Here is a 20,555-nt window from a genome sequence, read left to right as displayed (position 1 = left end):
TATTATTGGCGATATACAACTCTGTGTGCAGAGCGTCATCGTAGTTTCTGACACAGATTGGCCATCAATACGATAGCAATCAATCATTTGCCCTATTTCTTCAAAACCCAATTTTAGATACAAATTTTTAGCCGGTACATTATTCGATAGCACATTAAGATCGAGCCAATCAATGCCAAAAGTCTCATGACAAAACTGGATTGCCGACTCTATTAACTGTTGGCCAAAGCCTTGTTTTCTTACGCTAGAGTCAACTCCCATTCCCAGTAAAACGCGATGATATCGATACTCTTCACCATAATGGCGTAAATCAACATGGCCGAGAATATTGCCGATGGCATCTTTAAGTAGCCAAAGTTTTCTCCAACCCAACTCTCCGACACAAGGTTCAAAGCCCTCGCGAAACTTAACTTTTAGCCGTGCTGAAACGTGACAATCTTCTTTAGCGATAGGCTGAAAAAGTGGAGAATCGACGGCTGCATTGTCTAATAACTGCGCTTCTAAATACGTAAAAAATGATTCTAAGTCAGAGATTTTGGCTTCTACTATTTCCATTGATTATCCTAATTACGTAACACACTGCGTTAGGCGCAAAAGCGCGCACGAAAAATAGCTATCAGCTCGTTGATGGGCCGCATCAAAACGTACAACATTAAGTTAATAGCGAGCACTATCTAGACTTAAGCTATTGTGCCATATCCATATATGTAAAACTTTGCACTGAAGCTACCAAACGTTTTAGGTCATTTTAAAACACTCTATTTTATACAAATTACTTTGAACCAGATCACATTGCTCTTTCGGTGATATAATTGCTAAGTATTCACTAATAACATGAAAGACGATGAAAGATTGCAATCAATGCGGGAAATGCTGCATCAAATATGGCGATGGTGATCTTGCCGCGACGAAAGATGAAATTGACCTTTGGGAAATATTTAACCCAGAGATCTTCGAATACGTAAAAGGATCTGAGATTTGGTTTGATCCAGAAACTGGATTGAGGCTAACACGATGTCCATTTCTTCAAATTGTTGCCAAATCTGATCCACAGACACAGGATAAATACACTTGCAGTATTTACCTCGATCGACCGGAAGATTGTCGCCACTATCCAACTTCAATTAATGAAATGTTTCTGGACGATTGTGAAATGATTGAAATTATTGATTTGGAAAATCCTACCGCAGCCCAGAAAAAGCTCGATTTCTTAATGAAGGATAGCCGACCAAGCTTTACCTAGTTGATATTGCGATAGAGATGAAGCTATCTAATGAATAAGCGAAAATCGTGAGTAAACGAAACACGATCAACTCATTAAGCTATTTTAGACCCTCAGCGTCAAATGCCACTCTCAAACAAATTAAACGCAAAAAGGCTGACCATTAATAGGGTCAGCCTTTAATTTTTACTCTCAGCAACTCATTACTTCAAGTTAACATCCAACAAGCCATTAGCTAGTGCTGGTGCTAGACCTGGAGTTAGCGGCAGGCGTGGGATAACTAAACAGTGCATTAGGTGGTAGATGTCTTGTTTACCATTCCAAACAACGCTTGTGCCTGCTTGGTTGTTTACGTCAAGCTCTTGCCACCATGAACAACCTTCATAATCGATTAGGTAAGTACGGCAGTAATCCCACCATGTACGATACCAATCTTCGTATTTCTTCTCACCTGTGACAGCAAACAATGCGTAAGCTGTACCGATCGCCTCTACTGGAGCCCAGCGAATACGCTCTCGTACTACTGGCTTGCCATCCCAATCTACTGAGTAGACGAAGCCAGGCGCACCATCTACATGCCATGCATCACGAACCGTTGCGTCGAATAGGCCAATCGCATCTTCCAATAGCCATTCTGGGCAGTCAGCACCGATTTCTAATAATGTCGCACGTAGGTGACAGATTAGACGACCCCACTCGATCCAGTGACCAGGTGTACCGCCGTATGCACGGAAATGGCTCGCCGGTGTTTCTTTGTTGTAGTCTGGTAGCGGATTCCAGTTCGAATCAAAGTGCTCATTCACGCGGTAGCTTAGGCCTTTCGCGGTCTTATTGATCATGAACTTAGTGATATTCAGTGCGCGATCTAGCCATTTCTTATCTTTAGTGACATCGTAAACGATTAGGAATGCTTCGACTGAGTGCATTGCCATGTTACCGCCACGGTAGTCTTCAGTCTCAGTCCAAGCTTGATCCCATGACTCGTAACACATCTGTTTTTCTTCAACCCAGAAATGTCTTTCGTATACTGTGATCGCTTCGTCTAGTAGCGCTTTTGCACGAGGGTGACCCGTCGTTACCGCACTAGCAGCACCTAGCAATACGAATGCGTGTTGGTAACCTTGCTTAGATGAATCAATAATACCCTCACCTGTATTATCGATCGTAGCGAACCAACCACCGTGGGTTTTGTCTTTAAGTGGACCTTCAAGTGCCGCGATACCGTGCTCAACAAGATCATAGGCACCAGGACGTCCCATGTGCGCTGCAAGTGCGTAACAATGAAGCATACGGGCAGTGATCCAAAGGCGAGTTCCCATCTCATCACGAACCGAACCATTGTTACCAATCCAACCGAAGCCGTTTGGTACCACTGCATTGCGACCAAATTCAAAAATACGGTCTGTTTCAGTATCGAGCCAAGAGGTGTGAGATTTGGTATTAATCCACTTCATATTTCTATCCTATATATCTATTTATATTTATAAATTTGATTTAAACCTAAACAGCAATGAATATTTCTATATTGATCATTTCAGCGCTTGGGTTCGTAATTCTTCTGCTAAATTGTGTACATCAAAGAACACCACTTGGATTTGATTGTCTTGCAAGTGGATAAAACCTAGTGCACCTTGGCGACGTAATAGGCCTTCATTGACGATTTCGATATCTTTAACCTGAATACGCAAACGGGTGGCACAATTATCAATTTTGCCTGCGACGATATTCTCGATACCGCCCATCGCTTTCAGAATTTTTTGTGCCTTAGCTTGTAAATTGCCTTTGTCGTTAATCATCGACTTTCTCCCTTGGATGAAGTACCAATTAAGACTTGGCACTTCACTGCGTGGTGTTACATGGTTAACTTGTAAGACGCTTCGATTTCAGCTTCACAAGTTTTGATTTGTGTTTTAAAGCGCTCTAGCCACTGTTTACCCTCTGCGTCCGCATTCGCAGCCCAGTTATCAATGACGGGTTGAGTTGCTTTGACGAATGCTTGTTTTTCTTGTGCTGTTGGGTTGTGGATCTTACCGTTTGAGTTCTTGAATACTTCATACGATGCGTATTCGTTATGCTTCGGATAAGAGTTTAGGTACTGCTGCTGCGCTTCAATGGCATCAAGAACAATGCGCTTAAGTTCAGGAGACAAAGTGTTGTATTTCGCATCAGACATCACCCACGCTCCGCCCATGTAGCCATGACCGTCAAGTGTTAGGTAATCCAAACTCTCATGTAGACGACTTTGAATGATATCTACGATACCGTTCTTCGTTCCCTCAACAACACCTGTTGAAAGTGCCGTGTAAACTTCAGGAAACGCAACTGGTGTTGGCGCGCCATCGAGTTCTCTAACGAGATCTTGCTGAATTTTTGCCGGTACCGTACGGATCTTCAAACCAGCAACGTCAGCCGGAGTACGAATTTCTTTCTCGTTGGTAGCAAAGTTACGCCAACCGCCTGAGTTCGCGACCATCATTAAACGTACATTCGGTGCTTTTTTTAGTACGTTAGTGCGGACATCCACCATAAATTGGTCATTGCCATACACACACTCAGCTACGCGGTCGTTTGGTAATAGGTAAGGCAGGTCAAATGACTCCGCTGGATTCCAGTAATAAGCAATTTCAGAAACTGTGGTTGGGAAATAGTCAAACATCCCCGCTTGAATCCCAGCGATACACTCTTTACCTGAACCACAAAGTTGACCTGAGCCGTAAATATTCACTTTCAACTCACCATTAGAACGAGTTTCTAAGTGGTTTTTAAATACCAATAGAGATTGGTTGTTGTAACTCTCTGGAGAAGTTAAATGTACAACGTTAAACTCGACCGCCGCTGACACTGCACCACTTGCTAAAAGACCCGCAGAAGTTGCTAGAGCTAACCATGTCTTTTTCATAACAATTTATCCTAATAGGTTAATTTAAGCGGCCCGGCTTACGATGCCGCTCAAATTACGTTGGTTACATGATGCCAGCCAATTGAGGTAGGCCGATTACTAGTGATGGGAAGAACGAAATCAGGAAGATAATCGCCATTTCAACAATTAGGAATGGGATGATTTTCTTAGAAATTTCAGATACCGGTACACGAGATACACCTGAAGCTACAAACAGAACTAGACCCATTGGAGGCGTTGCCAAACCGATTGAAAGGTTTGCACACATCACCACACCAAAGTGCACTGGGTCGATACCTGCTGCCGTCATAATTGGCGCGAAAATCGGAGCAAAGATTAGAATTGCTGGGCCAGCATCAAGGAACATACCGATAAGGAATAGCAATACGTTGATGATAGCGAATAGCAAGTATGGGTTATCCGTAATGCCACTCATAAAATCAGCAACCATGGTCGACACGCCAGATAGACTGATTAGTGAAGCGAAACCACTTGCCGCTGCAACGATGATAAGAATCGACGCTGCATTCACCGCTACTTTTGCAAACAGAGCATAGGTAGCTTTAACGTTAGTTGCTTTAATGATGTAAATAGAAACTGCGATTGCGTACGCTACTGCGACTGCTGCTGCTTCTGTCGGAGTAAAGATACCACCGTAGATACCACCTAGAATGATTACAGGTGTCATCAAAGGCACGATTGCAAGGCGAAATGCTTGGCGACGCTCCATTGCTGGCGCACGTTCCATTGGCTGTACATCTGGGTATTTTCTGATCTGGAAGTGGTTCATGATCATCAGACCGACACACAGAATAATGCCTGGTGTTACACCTGCTAGGAACATTGCTGCTACTGACGTATTCATTACGAATGCGTAGATAAGCATGATGCCTGACGGTGGAATAATGTTCCCCAGTACTGTTGCTGCGGCGGTTAGTGCTGCAGAGTAGCCTGTGTCGTATTTATACTTCTGCATTTCAGGGATAAGCATACCGCCAATCGCTGATGTTGCTGCCACTGCTGAGCCTGTTAATGCACCAAAGATAGTCGCCGCAAGAATCACTACGTGACCTAAGCCACCGCGTAGGTGCTGAACCATCGTTTGAGCAAAAGCGATGATACGTGGAGTGATACCACCCGCTGTCATACACTCACCAGCTAACATAAAGAAAGGTAGAGCAAGTAACAGGAAGCTATCAAGACCAGAATAAAGACGCTGGTAAAGCATGTTCGCAAACAACATCTGGTCGTTTTGGAACAGCGTGATCATTGGTGATAAGCCCAATGTAAATAGTACCGGCACACCGACAATAAGCAGTACTAAGAAATAGAGTAGAAAGATTGGAGATACCATTTTTTAACGCCCTCTTAAGATGCAACTTTTGGTTCTAAGTTCGCGTCTTGTTCAGCCGCGTCAGAACTCTCTACTTGAATAGGCGATGGCTCATATTGCGCAACCGTCGCTTGTGTTTGAGAAACGTCAGTAAAGTCTCCTAGCATACCTCGGATAGCTTGAATGCCTTTTTGTAGCGCATAAACTGATGTGACTGCCATCATGACTGGTGGAATAATGTAAATGACGTACATAGAGATTGGGAGGCTATCTGCCATCACCGAACCGGTATTGTAAAAATTCCAGCCAAACTTAATCCAAACCGCAAAAACAACAATTGCAGAGATATGACCAATTAAGCAGAACGTCGCAAACACGCGCGGTGCTTTCTTCTCTAAAATTTCTGTTACGAAGGTCATAGCGATGTTTTTATCAGCTAAGTACACAAAAGGTAGACATAGATAAGTCATGTAGATCATCAAAAAACGTGCAGCTTCGTCGGTCCAACTTAAAGGTATGTTAAACACATAGCGGAACAGAACTTGAGCAACAACCATCACCGTCATGACGAGAAGTAAAATACCTGCGACAGAGCGCAGTACTTTCGCCAGTGGGGTCGTTACTGTATTCAATGCTTTTTCTATTGTACGTAGCATAGAATCACCATTAGTTATTATAGGGATTTTGGGAAATTGGGTGCCGAGGTAAAGAGCACCCAAAGTTATTTTTCTATTTATTATTTATACTTATGCTTTGCCGTTTGAACCAAACAGGCGGATTTTGTGGCGTACTACTTCTTTCATTGATGCGATACCGGTGTTCATAACATCCGCTAACACGTAATCTTTTGCATTTGCTTGCCAGTGGCCTTGAACGCCATCAATGAAGCCTTGACGCAATTCTGTATCAACGTTGATTTTCGCAACACCGCGTTTAACAGCTTCGATTACTTGGTCATCAGGAACACCTGAACCACCGTGAAGAACGATTGGCTTTTGAACCGCTTCTTTGATTTCAGACAAACGGTCAAACTTTAGTTGTGGTGTTGTTTTGTAAACACCGTGAGCAGTGCCGATTGAAACAGCAAGGTAATGAACACCAGTGCGCTCAGAGAAGTCTAGAGCTTCAGCAACTGTCGTGATCATCGCATCTTTTTCATCAACAGTGATGTCATCTTCAGTACCACCAATCTTGCCGATTTCACCTTCAGCACCTAGACCTAGAGCATTTGCTACGTCTACTACTGCTTTAGTAATACGAACGTTCTCTTCAAAATCTAATGCTGAACCGTCAAACATCAGTGATTGGAAGTCACATGTCGCCGCTTCCATACATTGTTCAAATTTACGACTGTGATCTAGGTGAACACAAATTGGAACCGAGATTTGGTGGTATTCAATTAGAGAATCAATCGCATTACGCAATGGCTTCATACCCATTTCATTGATTGCTTTTTGGCCAATCTGAACCATGATTGGCGATTGCTCTTCTTGAGCTGCAAGCAAAACCGCTTTAATCGTTTCTAGGTTGTGAGCCGTGAAAGCGCCGATTGCATAACCGTTCTTCCAAGCTTCGTTAATCATTGTGTTACCAGATACGTAAGGCATTTGTTTATTCCCTAATTATAAATTTCGTCTTGAAGACTTATATTTTGATGAGGTAGAAGTTACCAAGCTAACTTGTCTATTTCTGTTAGCTATGTAACATTTCCTGTTAGTTAAGTGACACTTATTGCCATAAATGTACACGCAATCACAAAACGCTCAATAGCCAATATTTTCTAATAGACTTAACTATCAATAAGTAAAACAAGAATCACCCAACCCTTTGTTTACTCAAGAAAATACGCGTTACAATTTCACAAGGCGAAGTGAGCCGCCCCTTTATACTTAAAGGGTTAAAAGGTTATTTAAGCTAATTTAATATTGTATTGAACGGTTTATTTTAATTACCCGGCAGGGCTAGTTCTAAGTTAGTTAAAAAGCCTTTTGTTACCAAAAAATAAAAAAAGGCAATTAACAATAGGACTATAATTTTGCTATTTAGTGAGCATATTAAGTAATAATCGTCATTAATAATGTCTATAAATGTTGAATAACTTTCATTTAGAACAAAATATACAACCTACTTCAGCGATTACTTCACTTTTGCTTCTAAGCCAGAACTGACACGGAGCTGTTCAAGAACCGCTGTCCAGTCTTGACGACCACGACCAGCAGCACGAGTAAAGTTGTAAAGTTCACGCGCAGCAGCGCCACAAGGCATTGGAACGTTGACTTGGTTCGCAAGATCAAGTGCGATACCAATGTCTTTATGCGCAAGGTCTACCATGAATACTGGAGACAAGTCACCCGCAAGAACTTTGCCTGGCCATGTTGTTGTAAAGTGACCTTTACCAGCTGGCGTACCGCTCATTACTTGCATTGCGACGTCCCAATCAAGACCAATCGCTTCAGATAATGTGGCGGCTTCTGCTGAAAGTGCGTTAAGTGCAATACTCATGTAGTTATTGATGATTTTAACTCGGATACCTTTACCAGCTCCGCCGCAATCAACGGTCTCGTTACCCATGCATTCAAATAGAGGTTTTGCACGCTCTACTTGCTCTTTAGTACCACCCGCCATGATCAATAACTCACCGCGTACAGCGTGCTCTGAAGTACGGCCCACAGGCGCTTCCATCATAGAGAAGCCTTTGTCTGACATTTCTTTGATTAGATTGTCAGTTTCAAGTGGGTGAATTGTCGACATGTCGATAAGTAATGCATTCTTATCTAGTGTAGAAATGATGCCGTTGTCTCCTAACACCACGTTTTTTACTAATGTGCCGTTTGGCAACATAGTCACGACAAATTCTGAGTCTAACGCCGCTTCTGCTGGTGATACTGCTGCGGTTGCGCCTTGTTCAACCAACTGCTGAACCGCAGATTGGTTGATATCAAAGACTTTTAATGTATGACCACCCTTGATTAGATTTAGCGCCATCGGCGTACCCATTTGACCTAAACCAATAAATCCAATTGTAGACATTTCTAATTCCTTTACGTTCTCGATTAAGTTGAGACCAATATAAACATTAATAAACATTTTAACTGTAATTAATGTCACATTTTGTTGTTTTATGTCCACTTTGGTTGTTTTGTGATTATGATCCCAGCCAAATGTCCAAATGTGGATATACTGACAACATAAATTTGCGACTCAGCAGCCCAATAACGTAAACTATAAAGAGTAGAATTATGACAATTGCATGTGTGGGTATTACGGTACTTGATCGAATTCAACGCGTGGAAAACCTACCAACGTCAGGTGGTAAATATGTAGCTAAAGATTACTTCGAAGTTGGCGGAGGCCCTGCTGCTACTGCTGCTGTGGCGGTAGCTCAATTAGGTCACAAGGTCGATTTCATTGGTCGTGTTGGTCAAGATGGTGTCGCTGATACTATGTTGACAGAATTAGCTAACTACGGTGTTAATGTCGATAAAGCTGTTCATATTGCTGGCGCATCCTCTGCTTTCTCAGCCGTATTGGTTGATGACGAAGGTGAGCGAATGATCATTAATTACCAAGATAAGTCATTAAGCCGCGATCCAAAACAACTTGAGAGCATCGACTTCTCTCAATACACGACCATATTGACTGACGTTCGCTGGCCAGAGGGTGCAAAATACGCTCTTGAACAAGCTAAGAAGAACAATATCCCATCAGTTCTTGACGCAGATATCGCCCCAGATGCTATTGATGACTTAGTAAAACTTGCAGATCATGTTGCATTTTCTGAGCCTGGTCTTGAAAAGTTTACAGGTTGCAGTGACCCGATTGAGGGCTTAAAAATTGCTAAAAAACAAACAGATGGTAAGGTCTATGTTACAGTAGGCTCAAAAGGCTGTTACTGGTTAGAAGGTGATGAAATCTGCCACGAACCGGTTATCAAAGTTAATGTCGTTGATACCACTGGCGCAGGTGATGTTTTTCACGGTGCTTTAGCGGTTGCTGTCGCAGAATCGAAACAAAGTCGTGATGCTATTGTTTTCTCAAACCGGGTAGCAGCGTTAAAATGTACCAAAAGAGGTGGTCGCGAAGGTATTCCGACTAGAATCGAAGTGGATCAAAAACTCCAAAAATAGACAATACGAAGGATTAAAGTGACTAATCCCAGACAAGATAAATTAATTCAGCTAGTCAATGACAAGGGTTATTACAGCGTAGAAGATCTGGCAGAGATGCTAGATGTTTCTACGCAGACGATTCGCCGCGATATTAAAAAGCTCAGTGATTCACGATTAGTGATTCGTCACCATGGTGGAGCGAGCTCACCGGCAACCAAAAATAACCTCGATTATGAAGTGCGTAAGGTTTCAGATACAGAGCAAAAGCATGCCATTGCCAAAGCGATTGCTGATTTAATTCCAGATAACTCAACGGTATTTATTGCTATTGGGACAACAGCAGAAGTCATCGCGAGTCATTTAGCCAATAAAAGTAATTTGCAGGTCATCACCAATAGTCTTCGTGTGGCAAGTGTTTTACATACCAACAAGTCTATTGATGTATTGATCCCAAGCGGTAAAGTTAAAGCGTTCAATGGCGGTATCGTCGGTACTGAGGCGATGGATTTCATCTCCAACTTCCGATTTGACTACCTAGTCACTAGCGCAGCATCCATTGATGTTGACGGCACTTTATTAGAATACGACCTTAACGAAACCATGATTACGCAAACAGTTATGAAATCTGCGCGTCATGTGGTCGTGGCGATGGACTCGAGCAAGTTCATTCCAAAAGGTTCGATTACTTTAGCAAATATTAAAGACGTCACTTACTTCTTTACTGATACTCAGCCTAGCCCGGCTATTGAAGCTGCGGCGAAGCAAGGTGAAACCAAAGTAGTGATCTGCTCATAAGCGACACATTTTCAATTCATACTTAAAAGCGACTTCTCTGAAGTCGCTTTTTTATTCGCTATGAGTCGATTATCTACTCAGCACTTCAATTCAGCTTTCCCCATAAAAAACGCCCCCCGTTTCACAACAGGCAGGCGTTTAATCAATTAAAGCGTTATTTACCTGTCTATCAAGACTTGATAGAAAAACGATGAATACTCTTCTCTTCAAAGACTTCACCCGGGTTCAGTCTTGTCGTTGGGAAATGAGCTTTGTTCGGGCTATCCGGAAAATGTTGCGTTTCTAAACACAGACCATGACATGACTCATAACGCTTACCATGGCGACCCACCCAATGCTTATTGGAAAGTTTGAAGCCATTGTAAAATTGCACCGCTGGTTGGGTGGTTAACACCGTCATCATACGGCCGCTGTTCGGATCGTATAATTCCGCCGCATAGTGATACTCACCCTCACACTTTGAACCATCCAAAATATAATTGTGGTCAAAGCCACCATCTGGCATGGTTGCTTTATTGAGGCCAATTTGCGTTGTTTTGGTGAAATCCAACCCCGAACCTTGCACAGTTAGAATTTCCCCGGTTGGAATCAGAGTTTCAGAGACTGGTGTATAGAACCGAGAAAATAGTTTTAACTCATGAGTATCTACCGTTCCAGAATCGTGGCCGCCCAAATTGTAGTAACTATGGTTAACAAGGTTCACGACCGTTGGCTTGTCAGTGATGGCTTTGAAATTGTAATGAACTTGGTTCATTTCATCCAAACCTATCGTATGGGCAATATTGAGCGTACCGCCATAGCCTGATTCCCCATCTGGTGAAATACGGCTTAGATGCAGGTAAATTGCTTCAGCTTGCTCTTCAATGGCAAAGTCCCACACATATTTATCAAAGCCTTTCATACCGCCATGAAGATGCTGCATCGTTGCAGCTTCATTGGTTTCTAATTGAAAAACTTCACCATCAAGTTGATAACGCCCACCATCGATTCGGTTCGCATAGCGCCCGGCAACAGCGCCGAAGAAAGGATGACCGGAGAGGTATTTATCTAGATTTTCATAACCCAACACAACGTCTGCTTTGACGCCATCACGGTCAGGCATTTCAATCGATGTCACAATACAGCCATAGTTAGTGACTTTCAGTGTCATACCTTGACTGTTTTCAATCGTAAACAATTTAACGGGAATCGCTTGTCCATCGATTTCACCCCAGTTTTCTATCTTCAGCTTCACGTTAGTGCCTCTTATGTCGATTTTTATACACCCAAGTGATTTGGGGATCGTTGTTATTCGATAATTAAACTTCGTTCACTATGTTGCAGTTGTCCTTGTTCTTTTGTACCCACTGAACACCGGATTCCACGGTGATTAAAGTAATCAGCAATCGCATTCACCCGGTCTTGAAAAGCATGGCGTTCAAAAGCGAGATCTTTCATTTTGTAAGATAGCCCTAACGACGTGTATTTCTCTTCCCCAAGGCGCATAAAACTTAACAGTTGCAGTACCTCTACCCGACCATTTAACTCGTTTTCAATAAAGTCAGCTGTTGCCGTAATATTGTCATCAGTATCGTTGATTGTTGGAATGACAGGAATTCGCAAAATCAAATTTTTATTCAATTCAGTCAATGACTTAAGATTTTTAAGAATCTTCCTATTATCAACGCCTGTATGTAACTTGTGAGCGGCGCTGTCCATTAATTTAATATCCGAGATAAACAAGTCGGTATAAGGCAGCAGCTTTTCAATGCGATTCCAGTTGGCATAAAAGCTCGACTCTAAACAGGTATGAATCCCCTCTTCCTTACAAGCTTTAAATAACTCCAAAACGAAATCACTTTGTAATAACGGCTCACCACCAGAGACGGTAACACCACCACCTGAACGGTCGTAAAAGCCCTGGTCTTTACGGATCAGCGCCATACAGTCATCAACTGACCGATACTCACCCCATTGCTTAATTGCTTCTGATGGACACTCTTCAACACAAATTAAACAGCCAGTACACTGGTGTCGGTCGATCTGCTTTAGCTTCATGTCTGAATAAATCAGCATGTTATTATCAGGGCAACTTTCCCTACATGATCCGCAATGCTCCGTGGAGATACATTTATTATGGAAAACCCCCACTTCAATCCGGCGTTTAAAACTCTCTGGGTTACCACACCAATCACAGCGCAGCGGGCAACCTTTCAGAAATATTTCGGTGCGAATTCCCGGCCCATCATGGAGGGTAAATCGCTGAATATTTAATACTATTCCTTGGTCTGACACGATAAGCCTCAACCGTCGCTAAAAACGTACGCTGCTAAGAACACATATCAATAGAAATACGCGTTACTAAAAATACAAATACCCAAACCACCTACTGACACATATTTATGAAAATAAGGATTCGGGTATCACAACGGGTTGGTTAGAACCTAAGTTCAGTACGTTGAATCAAATCATCTTGCAGTGGTTTACCCAACTCAACAAAATAGGCGCTATAGCCAGCAACTCGGACCAACATATCTTTGTACAGTTCTGGATTTTTCTGCGCGGCACGCATTTTCTCTGAGCTCATGATATTGAACTGAACGTGCATCCCTTGCTTATTAATGTACTCATCAATAAAGCTCAGCAAAATATCACGACCTTCAACGCCTGATACCGCATCTTCTGGGAAGCGTAAATTAAGTAATGTACCGTTGGTTGCCAAGCTGTGGTCAACCTTAGTCACCGAGTTAATCACGGCTGTTGGACCACTAATATCGTGAGAACCGCCTGCTGTATGCACAGGTCCCATATTGTCAGAGATTGGCTCACCATTCTTACGACCATCAAGGGAAGCATTGGTGTATAGGCCCATGCCGACGTTGGCATTAACGGTGTAAACACCAGGGCTGAATTTGCCACCACGTGGGTTTTCGCGTCCTTTGATATGACGGCAATAACATTCGAACATAAATGAGAACAGCTCATCAGCTTCATCAATATCATTACCAAAATGTGGGATCTTAGAACTGTTCACTAACGCGTATAACTTGTGGTTCTCTTCCCAGTTATTTTTAACGGCATCTAACAGTTCTTTACCTGTGTATTTCTTATCATCAAAGACTAACTTTTTGATACTCGCTAGTGAATCTGCACAACTTGCGATACCCGCGGCTTGAGGTGCTGTGCCGTTATATTTCGCGCCGCCATAAGTCATGTCTTTACCTGATTCGATACACCCTTCAAAGAAAGCTGAAATGTACGGCGTTGGTTTGATCATACGGTGCATTTTGTCAGTCACGTTTAAACAACTGCATAATTGATCACACCAATAAGCAAACTGCTTATCAACACTTTCCAACACTTCTTCAAACGACTGGTAGGTCTCTAGGCTGCCCGTATCTGGCCCAAGCTGCATTCCCGCATTTGGCCCCGATAGAATTCGACCACCGTTGATCACCATTTCCATCATTTTTACGGTATTAACATAACCCGCATCGAGCCAGCCATGCTCTTTGCCTGGAATGGTCGGTTCAACACAGCCGACAACCGCATAATCACGGGCTTCTTCCTGTGTGACACCTTTGCTCAACATTGCCTTAATCGCAGGGCCATCGTTAAATAATTTAGGGTGACCGTAACCTGCTCGAATACATTCGATGGTTTTAAGTTTAAGCTCAATCGGCGTATTTTCGTGTAAACGGACACACACCCAAGGGTTCATCATGCGCGTATGTGCTGATGCTTCAAGCATCAACATAGTCAAGTCGTTAGTTGCGTCATTACCATCAGTATCAACACCACCAATCGTGAGACTTTCACCACCAAATCCACGACCATTACGTACTTTCACTGTACCTTTATCTTTAAGCTTGGTTGGGTTATTCATCTTGACGTACAACACTTCAAGAATCTCTAATACAAACTCTTTAGGCACACCATTTTCACGCACGTCTTTTTGGTAGAATGGCAACATCCATTGGTCCATACGTCCGTAAGAAATCGAGTGACCATTACCCTCGATTTGCGTCATGGTCACAGCGAAGTTAAACAACTGCGCGGTTTGCCAAAATGTTTGAGGAACACCACCTGCAATTTGGTAACAGTTTGCTGAAATCGCTTGTAGTTCTTGCTTGCGCTTTTCATCTGTCTCTGAAAACGCCATATCTTCTGCAAGTAACGCATAGCGAGTGATATATTTTATTGCCGCTTCTAATGTGATGATGGTCGCTTTATAGTAATCACGCTTTTCACTGTAATCGGGATCTTGTTTCGATAACTTAGAAAACGCTCCTTTTGCTTGTAACAACACGCCGCTATAACCAAGCGTCATTAGCTTGTTAAAGTCCATTGCGAAATGACCAATACCAGCAAAGTGATAGTTATTGGTTTGGAATACTTTCTCCCCCATGTGAGACCCTTTCTTTTGGTCTTCATCTAAATGGGCGGTAATGAATTCGTTAGCGCTTTTTCCTTTCCAATACGCACACAATTCTAAAATTTCAGCGCGATCTTGCTCATTACGAATATAAAACTGGTCGTTAGAGCGCTCTTCAAACGGTGCATTTAAAATTTCATCAATAATCCAGTCAACTGAAAACTCAGGGTAAATGGGTGATGCTTTCGCTGGCGCCGCTATTTCCCCAACAATTAAATCTTCATCATAGATATGCAGGGTACTGTTTAGCAGAATGCTTTCAAACGCAGTCGCACATTGCAATATGCGTGGCATGGCATCGTTATTGCGGTAAGCCTCAGTAACAAGACGTAATCTTTCCACATCAATATCATAAGACCGGTCCAAAAAAGTTTGGCGTAGACGATTAACTCTTGGAAACGGAGACCAATCTGCATGACCGACTTCGTAGCCAAGCCCATAAACCTTATCTACCGCTTCTGTGCCTATCGCATCAGTGTGTGCACTTGTTTTTAACTCAAACAAGTTTTCTTTGTCTGCTTGGAAGTTTTCCATAGCTAACCTCATAAAAATAAATAATCAAAATGCCAATATTCGATCCTATTCACGTCGGTTAACGGAAAAATTCAAACATTGGCATTTTGACCACATGGCAGCGCCAAAACTGTGAAATTTATTATACGAAAAGGGTAAAAACCTACTGGGAGGATGGTCACAAAGCGAAAGCAAATAAACATAAAACAACAAAATGTGACACGCGTGGTGGTAATTAATTATAATAATTCTATAGTGATGCTACATTCACTCAGCTCAATAAAACAGGAAATATGGATACCACGATAATACTCATTTCGATGATCATTGCCTTGGCCGGCTTTACACAAGGCCTGACAGGATTTGGGTCTGCATTAGTTTCAGTTCCGTTACTTTCACTTATTGTAGGTGCCCAGATTGCAGTGCCTATTGCCGGCATTTTTGGCTGGTTAGTGACATTACCGATCGTGTGGAAAATGCGACATTCAATCGAGCGCCAAACAGGTTTAATCCTTTTCGTAGGTTCTGTTCCAGCTTCTTTTGTTGGTGCTAAATTACTCGCAAGCATGCCATCACAATACATATTACTAACAATGGGTGGGGTGCTGATTCTTTCTAGCCTCCATTCACTCAGATCAACTAAGCCATTGTTTAAAAAGGCATCCATACCATTAACACTTGGCACTGGCTTTACATCTGGCGTACTTGGTGCCAGCGTGGGTGAGTCTGGTCCACCGGTTATTGCTTACACTTCTATGCAGCCTTGGACAGCGGACCAAACTAAATCGACCCTCGCTTTCTTCTTTATGCTACAAATGATTGGTGCCAACGTAAGCTTCTGGAATGAAGGCTTGATTACGGAAGAAGTGGTTTCACATGTTATTTCGGCTCTACCTGCCTTTGCGATTGGTCTAGCTGGCGGCATGATCGGTTATCATTTCCTACAGAAATACAAAATCGATTACCATAAAATCGTCCACACTTTCTTGTTGGTTATGGGCTGTATGCTAGTGTTCAAAAATGTAAGTTTTTAAACAAAACAACAACGCGGTGAATTATTGACAAACGGTAGCGCAAGCTGCCGTTTTTTATTCCTCAAGATACCTCTAGACGTATCCATATCAGTATCAAATATAAAAGTGGTAGCATTTATATTCCACGCCAAATGACACGCCATTGAGTCGCGCTCTGTAACCCCGATGTTCTATTATTTCTAATCCGACGCTGTGCTTTGGACTCTGTTACTCAGCTAATTAATTACTTAAAAGCAGCCTAGTTACATAATCACTTTGAAGCTTAGTTGCTAAACTGCTTATTTATTGGGTTAGTTGATCACGAACCAGCATCACAAACAATCACTCCTATCCTTACAACTTCACCGTTATTTTCGCCGACTGTTTCATACCATATTGTTTAATAAACAACTGAGGATTAAAGCATCATGCTCAGGCGCAACCATACTCAGGTGCTACTTAGCGGTACACCTCTCCCCTTTCACATCATCACTTGAGAATTAGTGTTGTGGTTTAATTTTAGACAGAACAGATTTATAACCGTTAGTGCTTCGTCCGCCTTAATTTAGGATGACAACTTGATAAGCGAAGCTTGGTCACGCAACTTGGTTAAACCATCTCGATAAGTGTCTGTCCCTACAACACTGTCCTGAAATAGTCTCTCTATAAGTGTCTGTCCCTACAAAATTTGCCAGGTGAGCCATAGTTTGTTGGTAAAAATAGAATCTCTGATATGCCTGTCCCTGCTTCAATATCTGAAGCCATCAATATTTTATTGTTAAGAATTGGATTTCTAAGAAGAGGTGGAAGATAGGTGTTTTCATTGTGGCTACAGGAATAAAAAAGCGACTTTCAAAGAAAGCCGCTTTATCGTTTTAACCTTAGTTTTGATTAGTTAAATATCCTAACCAACATTAACTAGAATTGGCTAATCCCTGCTAGTAATTCAGCATCTTGAGATTGTTTGCGGAAAAATACAGGTGGTTGACCGATTGGTGCATCCACTTTGATCCAACCGCCAGTAAAGGTTTCGCCGGTCCATACATGAACCCACTCATCTTCTGGCAAGTAAAGTTCTTTAACCGTTTCACCTTGGTTGTACACTGGCGCTACCAATAGATCGCGACCGAATAAGTATTGATATTGAATTTGGTATGATTCAGTGTCCTGCTCATAATGCATGAACAGTGGACGTTGAACTGGCATACCTAACGTTGCGTTATCTTCTACTGCAGCCTTGATGTACGGCTTAAGGTGTTTGTAGATCTTAGTCATACACGCTAGGTGAGCCATAGTTTCAGCATCAGTATCGAACTGGTGGTTATCACCCGGACGGTTACCCTCATGGCTGCGCATAATTGGCGTAAACGCCGCCATTTCTGCCCAACGTTGGAATAGCTCTTTAGAGCGAGTATTACCATGAAGTGTGGTATAACCACCGATATCACTATGGCTAATGCCGTTACCCATTAGACCAGCTGATAGCGCAGCAGGAATAACAGATGCTAAACCATCATCTTTTTCCCAAATGACTGATTGGTCGCCAGCCCAAAGTGCATGACAGTAGCCTTGAATACCCGTACCACCAGCGCGCATGAAGAATAGAATATCATCGGTTTTACCCGCTTCTTCAATCGCTTCATGTTGAACTTTTGCCCAACGGTAAGGCCATTTATTGTGCTCAATTTCAGCACTGACACCATTGTGTAGCGTACAGTCTGTTGGTAAATATTCACCAAAGTCACCCATCCAGCCATCAAGACCAAAATCTATCATGTTTTTCTGAATAACGCCCTTGTACCATTCGCACGCTTCAGGGTTAGTGAAGTCAACGACACCACAATCGAATTCGCCAAAATCAACAACGTATTTTGAACCATCTTCTTTTGTCGCTAGGTAGCCTTTTTCAAACGCTTCGTTATATAGAGGGAAGTCTTCAAGAACGTATGGGTTGATGTAACCGAGGAAACGAATACCTTGCTCTTTTAACTCATGAATCTTGGTATCAAGACCAGGGTAAAGGTCAGCATTCCACTGCCAATCCCATTGCAGACGCTTACCAAAAGAAGTCATCTTGATGCCTTGCCAGTCTTGACACCATGCGCCCGCAACCTCAATACCTGCTTCTTTTGCGGCGGTTACTTTTTCAATCGTAATGTCAGTACCACCTTGAATACCTAAAATCACGCCGTTATATACCCAATCAGGCAATGCAGGTTGACGACCAAACACATCGGTGATGTTTGTCATTAGTGCAGGGAAAGACTCTTCTGCATCTAACAGTAGGTATTCTGGAATGTTCCAACATTGTAGTTCGTGGTACTGCGCATGAGTAAAGTCGAAATCTGCGTAAGCACGAGTCTCTAGATGGCAGAAGTACTTTTTGTCAGAGACGAATGTTGGCTGTGGGTAGTTAGTTGTGTAGTAATCACCACCAGCTTTGTCATGAAGATCTGCCTGCCAAGTTGTGTAAGTATTTTTATTACGACCGACACCAGGCTCAGAACTCCAAAGTGGGAAGTTTTTGCCGCGTAAATTTAAGTAGCTCAGTTGCTCACCACAACCGTAGACCGCTTCTGACTCAGTTGCTGCAACACGAATCCAGAAACGGTTATATTTTTCATCAAGAGCTTTAAGTTCAACTTTTAAGCGCGTCTCAGCCGTTTCAAACATGCGCGCTTCGAGCACCGCTTCGCCATCAAGCGAAAACGTTACCAGAATATCATCTGCATTTTCAGTGATCGTGAATGCTTTAAGTGGCAAACGCTCAGAAACATAATCGTTAATATCGAAGTTACCGCGATACATATCAAAAGTGCCTTGGCCAATACCTAAGTACAACGCAGGGCTTACTTGTGAGTGTTCAAATACTGTTCTGTTTTTATGGCTAATCGTAAAGCCTGTGGTGGTTTGGGCAAGTTTCATTCGGACAGCTTCCAAAATTAAGATAAAATAAAGGCGCACATTAGGTTCTGTGCGCCTAGTTTGCTTTAAATAGATTCCAAACTATGTGTATCTACCCAAGTTACCTGACTGTGCGGCTAAGCAAGCAACCAGTGGGAAATCTCTAACCTCGTTCTACGGCGGCACGAGATTTCTCGACTCTGGTCGACGCCACTAAAATATCAAGTGGGACGGGTATTACTGCATTAGTTAAACTGGATGTTGTAATCAGCTTGGATTTTCGCTTCACAGGTTTTGATTTCGTTTTCAAAACGCTCAAGCCATTTCTGACCTTCTGCTCCAGTTGATTCTAAGAATGCCGCTTTAACAGGAACTGAAGCTGCCACAAATGCTGCTTTCTCTTCGGCTGTTGGACTGTAGACAACACCACCTGACTTTTTAAACTCTTCGTAAGCCATGTATTCGCGGTGTTTTGGATATGAACGTAGGTATTGGTTTTGCGCCGCAATACCGTCGATGACAACCTGTTTCAATTCAACCGGGAAAGATTTGAATTTAGCGTCATTGAATACCCAAGCTCCGCCCATGTAACCGTGACCATCAAGAATCATATAGCCGATACTTTCGTGGAATTTGTTCATGATGATGTCAACAATACCGTTTTTGGTACCGTCAACCATGCCTGTAGAAAGCGCTGTATATACTTCAGGCCATGCGATTGGGGTTGGAGCGCCGCCAAGTGCTTTAACAAGATCTTGCTGAGTTTTTGCAGGAACAGTACGAAGTTTTAGACCCTCTACATCTGCCGGTACTTTCACTTCTTTTTTCGTTGTCGCGATGTTGCGCCAACCACCAGAGTTAGATACCGCCATTAGACGAACGTTAGGTGCGCGCTTGATAAGTTCGCTACGAACGTCGGCAATCAATTGCTCATTATCATAAACACACTCGGCTACGCGGTCATTTGGTAACTGGTATGGTAGGTCGAATGCACCGACTGGTTGCCAAAAACTGCCTAACTCAGGAATAGTCGTTTGGAAGTAGTCGAACATACCCGCTTGTACCCCGGCAATACACTCTTTCGCGTTTGCACACAATTGGCCTGATGGGTAGATATCCACTTGGATCTGACCGTTAGAACGGGACTCAACGTAGTTTTTCAATACTAGTAGCGACTGATGGTTGTAGCTATCTGTTGTTGTCACATGTGGAATCGTTAGCTTGTAATCAGCAGCGTTTGCAGCGCCAGCCGCGAAAAGAGAGGCTGTTGCAAGGCCCAGTAGTGTCTTCTTCATGATGTTTCCTTTTACATTATTGGGTCAGACTCTTTTGTTAGCGTTATAAAAGTAAAGA

At 42.7% G+C, this 20,555-nt stretch carries 16 protein-coding genes and 1 pseudogene; 4 read left to right on the top strand and 13 right to left on the bottom strand.

All coding sequences use genetic code 11. The annotated features are described in order from the left end of the window. Window positions 1-18 precede the first annotated feature (18 nt). Window positions 19-555: pseudogene (locus DZ860_RS24630) on the bottom strand (GNAT family N-acetyltransferase); the annotation flags it as partial. 289 nt (window positions 556-844) lie between these two features. Between DZ860_RS24630 and DZ860_RS15060 the strand changes: the two are divergent. Then, on the top strand, window positions 845-1,243 hold the full coding sequence (locus DZ860_RS15060; protein ID WP_120032734.1) for a YkgJ family cysteine cluster protein: 399 nt from the start codon (window positions 845-847) through the stop codon (window positions 1,241-1,243). A 182-nt stretch (window positions 1,244-1,425) separates the two neighbouring features. Here DZ860_RS15060 and DZ860_RS15055 read toward each other — a convergent pair whose 3' ends face one another. The 7 genes from DZ860_RS15055 to yihU all read right to left on the bottom strand — a co-directional run bounded on the left by DZ860_RS15055 (window position 1,426) and on the right by yihU (window position 8,484). Further along, a complete protein-coding gene (locus DZ860_RS15055; protein ID WP_120032731.1) occupies window positions 1,426-2,676 on the bottom strand; it encodes an AGE family epimerase/isomerase in 1,251 nt (416 codons plus the stop codon). A 75-nt stretch (window positions 2,677-2,751) separates the two neighbouring features. Beyond that, complete coding sequence (locus DZ860_RS15050; RefSeq protein WP_120032728.1) at window positions 2,752-3,018, bottom strand: PTS sugar transporter subunit IIB; 267 nt, start codon at window positions 3,016-3,018, stop codon at window positions 2,752-2,754. Window positions 3,019-3,074: 56 nt separating this feature from the next. Continuing rightward, window positions 3,075-4,121 carry a TRAP transporter substrate-binding protein gene (locus DZ860_RS15045; protein WP_120032725.1) on the bottom strand — a complete coding sequence of 349 codons (1,047 nt, stop codon included), beginning with the start codon at window positions 4,119-4,121 and terminating at the stop codon, window positions 3,075-3,077. Window positions 4,122-4,185: 64 nt separating this feature from the next. Then, complete coding sequence (locus tag DZ860_RS15040) at window positions 4,186-5,475, bottom strand: TRAP transporter large permease (RefSeq protein WP_120032723.1); 1,290 nt, start codon at window positions 5,473-5,475, stop codon at window positions 4,186-4,188. Window positions 5,476-5,489: 14 nt separating this feature from the next. After that, window positions 5,490-6,110: a TRAP transporter small permease gene (locus tag DZ860_RS15035; RefSeq protein WP_120032720.1), complete on the bottom strand. Its 621-nt coding sequence runs from the start codon at window positions 6,108-6,110 to the stop codon at window positions 5,490-5,492. A 90-nt stretch (window positions 6,111-6,200) separates the two neighbouring features. Next, a complete protein-coding gene (locus DZ860_RS15030; protein ID WP_120032717.1) occupies window positions 6,201-7,061 on the bottom strand; it encodes a class II fructose-bisphosphate aldolase in 861 nt (286 codons plus the stop codon). A gap of 529 nt (window positions 7,062-7,590) precedes the next feature. Beyond that, the gene (gene yihU, locus DZ860_RS15025; RefSeq protein ID WP_120032714.1) at window positions 7,591-8,484 is read right to left on the bottom strand and encodes a sulfolactaldehyde 3-reductase; all 894 of its coding nucleotides are present in this window, start codon (window positions 8,482-8,484) and stop codon (window positions 7,591-7,593) included. 209 nt (window positions 8,485-8,693) lie between these two features. Between yihU and DZ860_RS15020 the strand changes: the two genes are divergently transcribed. Together DZ860_RS15020 and DZ860_RS15015 are read left to right on the top strand one after the other, a co-directional pair. Further along, window positions 8,694-9,581, top strand: coding sequence for a PfkB family carbohydrate kinase (locus DZ860_RS15020; protein ID WP_120032711.1), 888 nt, complete (start codon window positions 8,694-8,696; stop codon window positions 9,579-9,581). A gap of 18 nt (window positions 9,582-9,599) precedes the next feature. Further along, on the top strand, window positions 9,600-10,358 hold the full coding sequence (locus tag DZ860_RS15015) for a DeoR/GlpR family DNA-binding transcription regulator (RefSeq protein ID WP_120032708.1): 759 nt from the start codon (window positions 9,600-9,602) through the stop codon (window positions 10,356-10,358). Between the two features lie 169 nt (window positions 10,359-10,527). Here the strand turns inward: DZ860_RS15015 and DZ860_RS15010 are convergent, their stop codons facing one another. The 3 genes from DZ860_RS15010 to hpfG form a co-directional block, all read right to left on the bottom strand. Next, the gene (locus DZ860_RS15010) at window positions 10,528-11,592 is read right to left on the bottom strand and encodes an aldose epimerase family protein (RefSeq protein ID WP_120032705.1); all 1,065 of its coding nucleotides are present in this window, start codon (window positions 11,590-11,592) and stop codon (window positions 10,528-10,530) included. A gap of 53 nt (window positions 11,593-11,645) precedes the next feature. Further along, window positions 11,646-12,632 (bottom strand): (2S)-3-sulfopropanediol dehydratase activating enzyme, encoded by a 987-nt coding sequence (gene hpfH / locus DZ860_RS15005; RefSeq protein WP_120032702.1) that lies wholly within the window; start codon window positions 12,630-12,632, stop codon window positions 11,646-11,648. A 142-nt stretch (window positions 12,633-12,774) separates the two neighbouring features. After that, entirely contained in the window at window positions 12,775-15,306 is a 2,532-nt protein-coding gene (gene hpfG / locus DZ860_RS15000) for a (2S)-3-sulfopropanediol dehydratase (protein WP_120032699.1), read from the bottom strand. A 272-nt stretch (window positions 15,307-15,578) separates the two neighbouring features. On the opposite strand from hpfG, the gene DZ860_RS14995 reads away from it, so the two are divergent. Continuing rightward, window positions 15,579-16,319: a sulfite exporter TauE/SafE family protein gene (locus tag DZ860_RS14995; RefSeq protein ID WP_120032696.1), complete on the top strand. Its 741-nt coding sequence runs from the start codon at window positions 15,579-15,581 to the stop codon at window positions 16,317-16,319. Window positions 16,320-17,216: 897 nt separating this feature from the next. Here the strand turns inward: DZ860_RS14995 and DZ860_RS14990 are convergent. Together DZ860_RS14990 and DZ860_RS14985 are read right to left on the bottom strand one after the other, a co-directional pair. Next, a complete protein-coding gene (locus DZ860_RS14990) occupies window positions 17,217-19,223 on the bottom strand; it encodes an alpha-glucosidase (RefSeq protein ID WP_120032693.1) in 2,007 nt (668 codons plus the stop codon). 224 nt (window positions 19,224-19,447) lie between these two features. After that, a complete protein-coding gene (locus tag DZ860_RS14985; RefSeq protein ID WP_120032690.1) occupies window positions 19,448-20,497 on the bottom strand; it encodes a TRAP transporter substrate-binding protein in 1,050 nt (349 codons plus the stop codon). Between the last annotated feature and the right edge of the window lie 58 nt (window positions 20,498-20,555).

Origin of the sequence: Vibrio sinensis, assembly GCF_003605645.1 — a bacterium.
In the GTDB taxonomy this organism is placed as follows: Bacteria; Pseudomonadota; Gammaproteobacteria; order Enterobacterales; family Vibrionaceae; genus Vibrio; species Vibrio sinensis.
Note: the sequence above shows the minus strand (reverse complement) of the source record. Positions and strands in the feature narration are given on the sequence as shown.

Bases quoted from the DNA above. Each gene is read 5' to 3' on its own strand.
- DZ860_RS15060 (WP_120032734.1), top strand. From the start codon at position 845: ATGAAAGATTGCAATCAATGCGGGAAATGCTGCATCAAATATGGCGAT.
- DZ860_RS15055 (WP_120032731.1), bottom strand. From the start codon at position 2,676: ATGAAGTGGATTAATACCAAATCTCACACCTCTTGGCTCGATACTGAA.
- DZ860_RS15050 (WP_120032728.1), bottom strand. From the start codon at position 3,018: ATGATTAACGACAAAGGCAATTTACAAGCTAAGGCACAAAAAATTCTG.
- DZ860_RS15045 (WP_120032725.1), bottom strand. From the start codon at position 4,121: ATGAAAAAGACATGGTTAGCTCTAGCAACTTCTGCGGGTCTTTTAGCA.
- DZ860_RS15040 (WP_120032723.1), bottom strand. From the start codon at position 5,475: ATGGTATCTCCAATCTTTCTACTCTATTTCTTAGTACTGCTTATTGTC.
- DZ860_RS15035 (WP_120032720.1), bottom strand. From the start codon at position 6,110: ATGCTACGTACAATAGAAAAAGCATTGAATACAGTAACGACCCCACTG.
- DZ860_RS15030 (WP_120032717.1), bottom strand. From the start codon at position 7,061: ATGCCTTACGTATCTGGTAACACAATGATTAACGAAGCTTGGAAGAAC.
- yihU (WP_120032714.1), bottom strand. From the start codon at position 8,484: ATGTCTACAATTGGATTTATTGGTTTAGGTCAAATGGGTACGCCGATG.
- DZ860_RS15020 (WP_120032711.1), top strand. From the start codon at position 8,694: ATGACAATTGCATGTGTGGGTATTACGGTACTTGATCGAATTCAACGC.
- hpfG (WP_120032699.1), bottom strand. From the start codon at position 15,306: ATGGAAAACTTCCAAGCAGACAAAGAAAACTTGTTTGAGTTAAAAACA.
- DZ860_RS14995 (WP_120032696.1), top strand. From the start codon at position 15,579: ATGGATACCACGATAATACTCATTTCGATGATCATTGCCTTGGCCGGC.
- DZ860_RS14990 (WP_120032693.1), bottom strand. From the start codon at position 19,223: ATGAAACTTGCCCAAACCACCACAGGCTTTACGATTAGCCATAAAAAC.
- DZ860_RS14985 (WP_120032690.1), bottom strand. From the start codon at position 20,497: ATGAAGAAGACACTACTGGGCCTTGCAACAGCCTCTCTTTTCGCGGCT.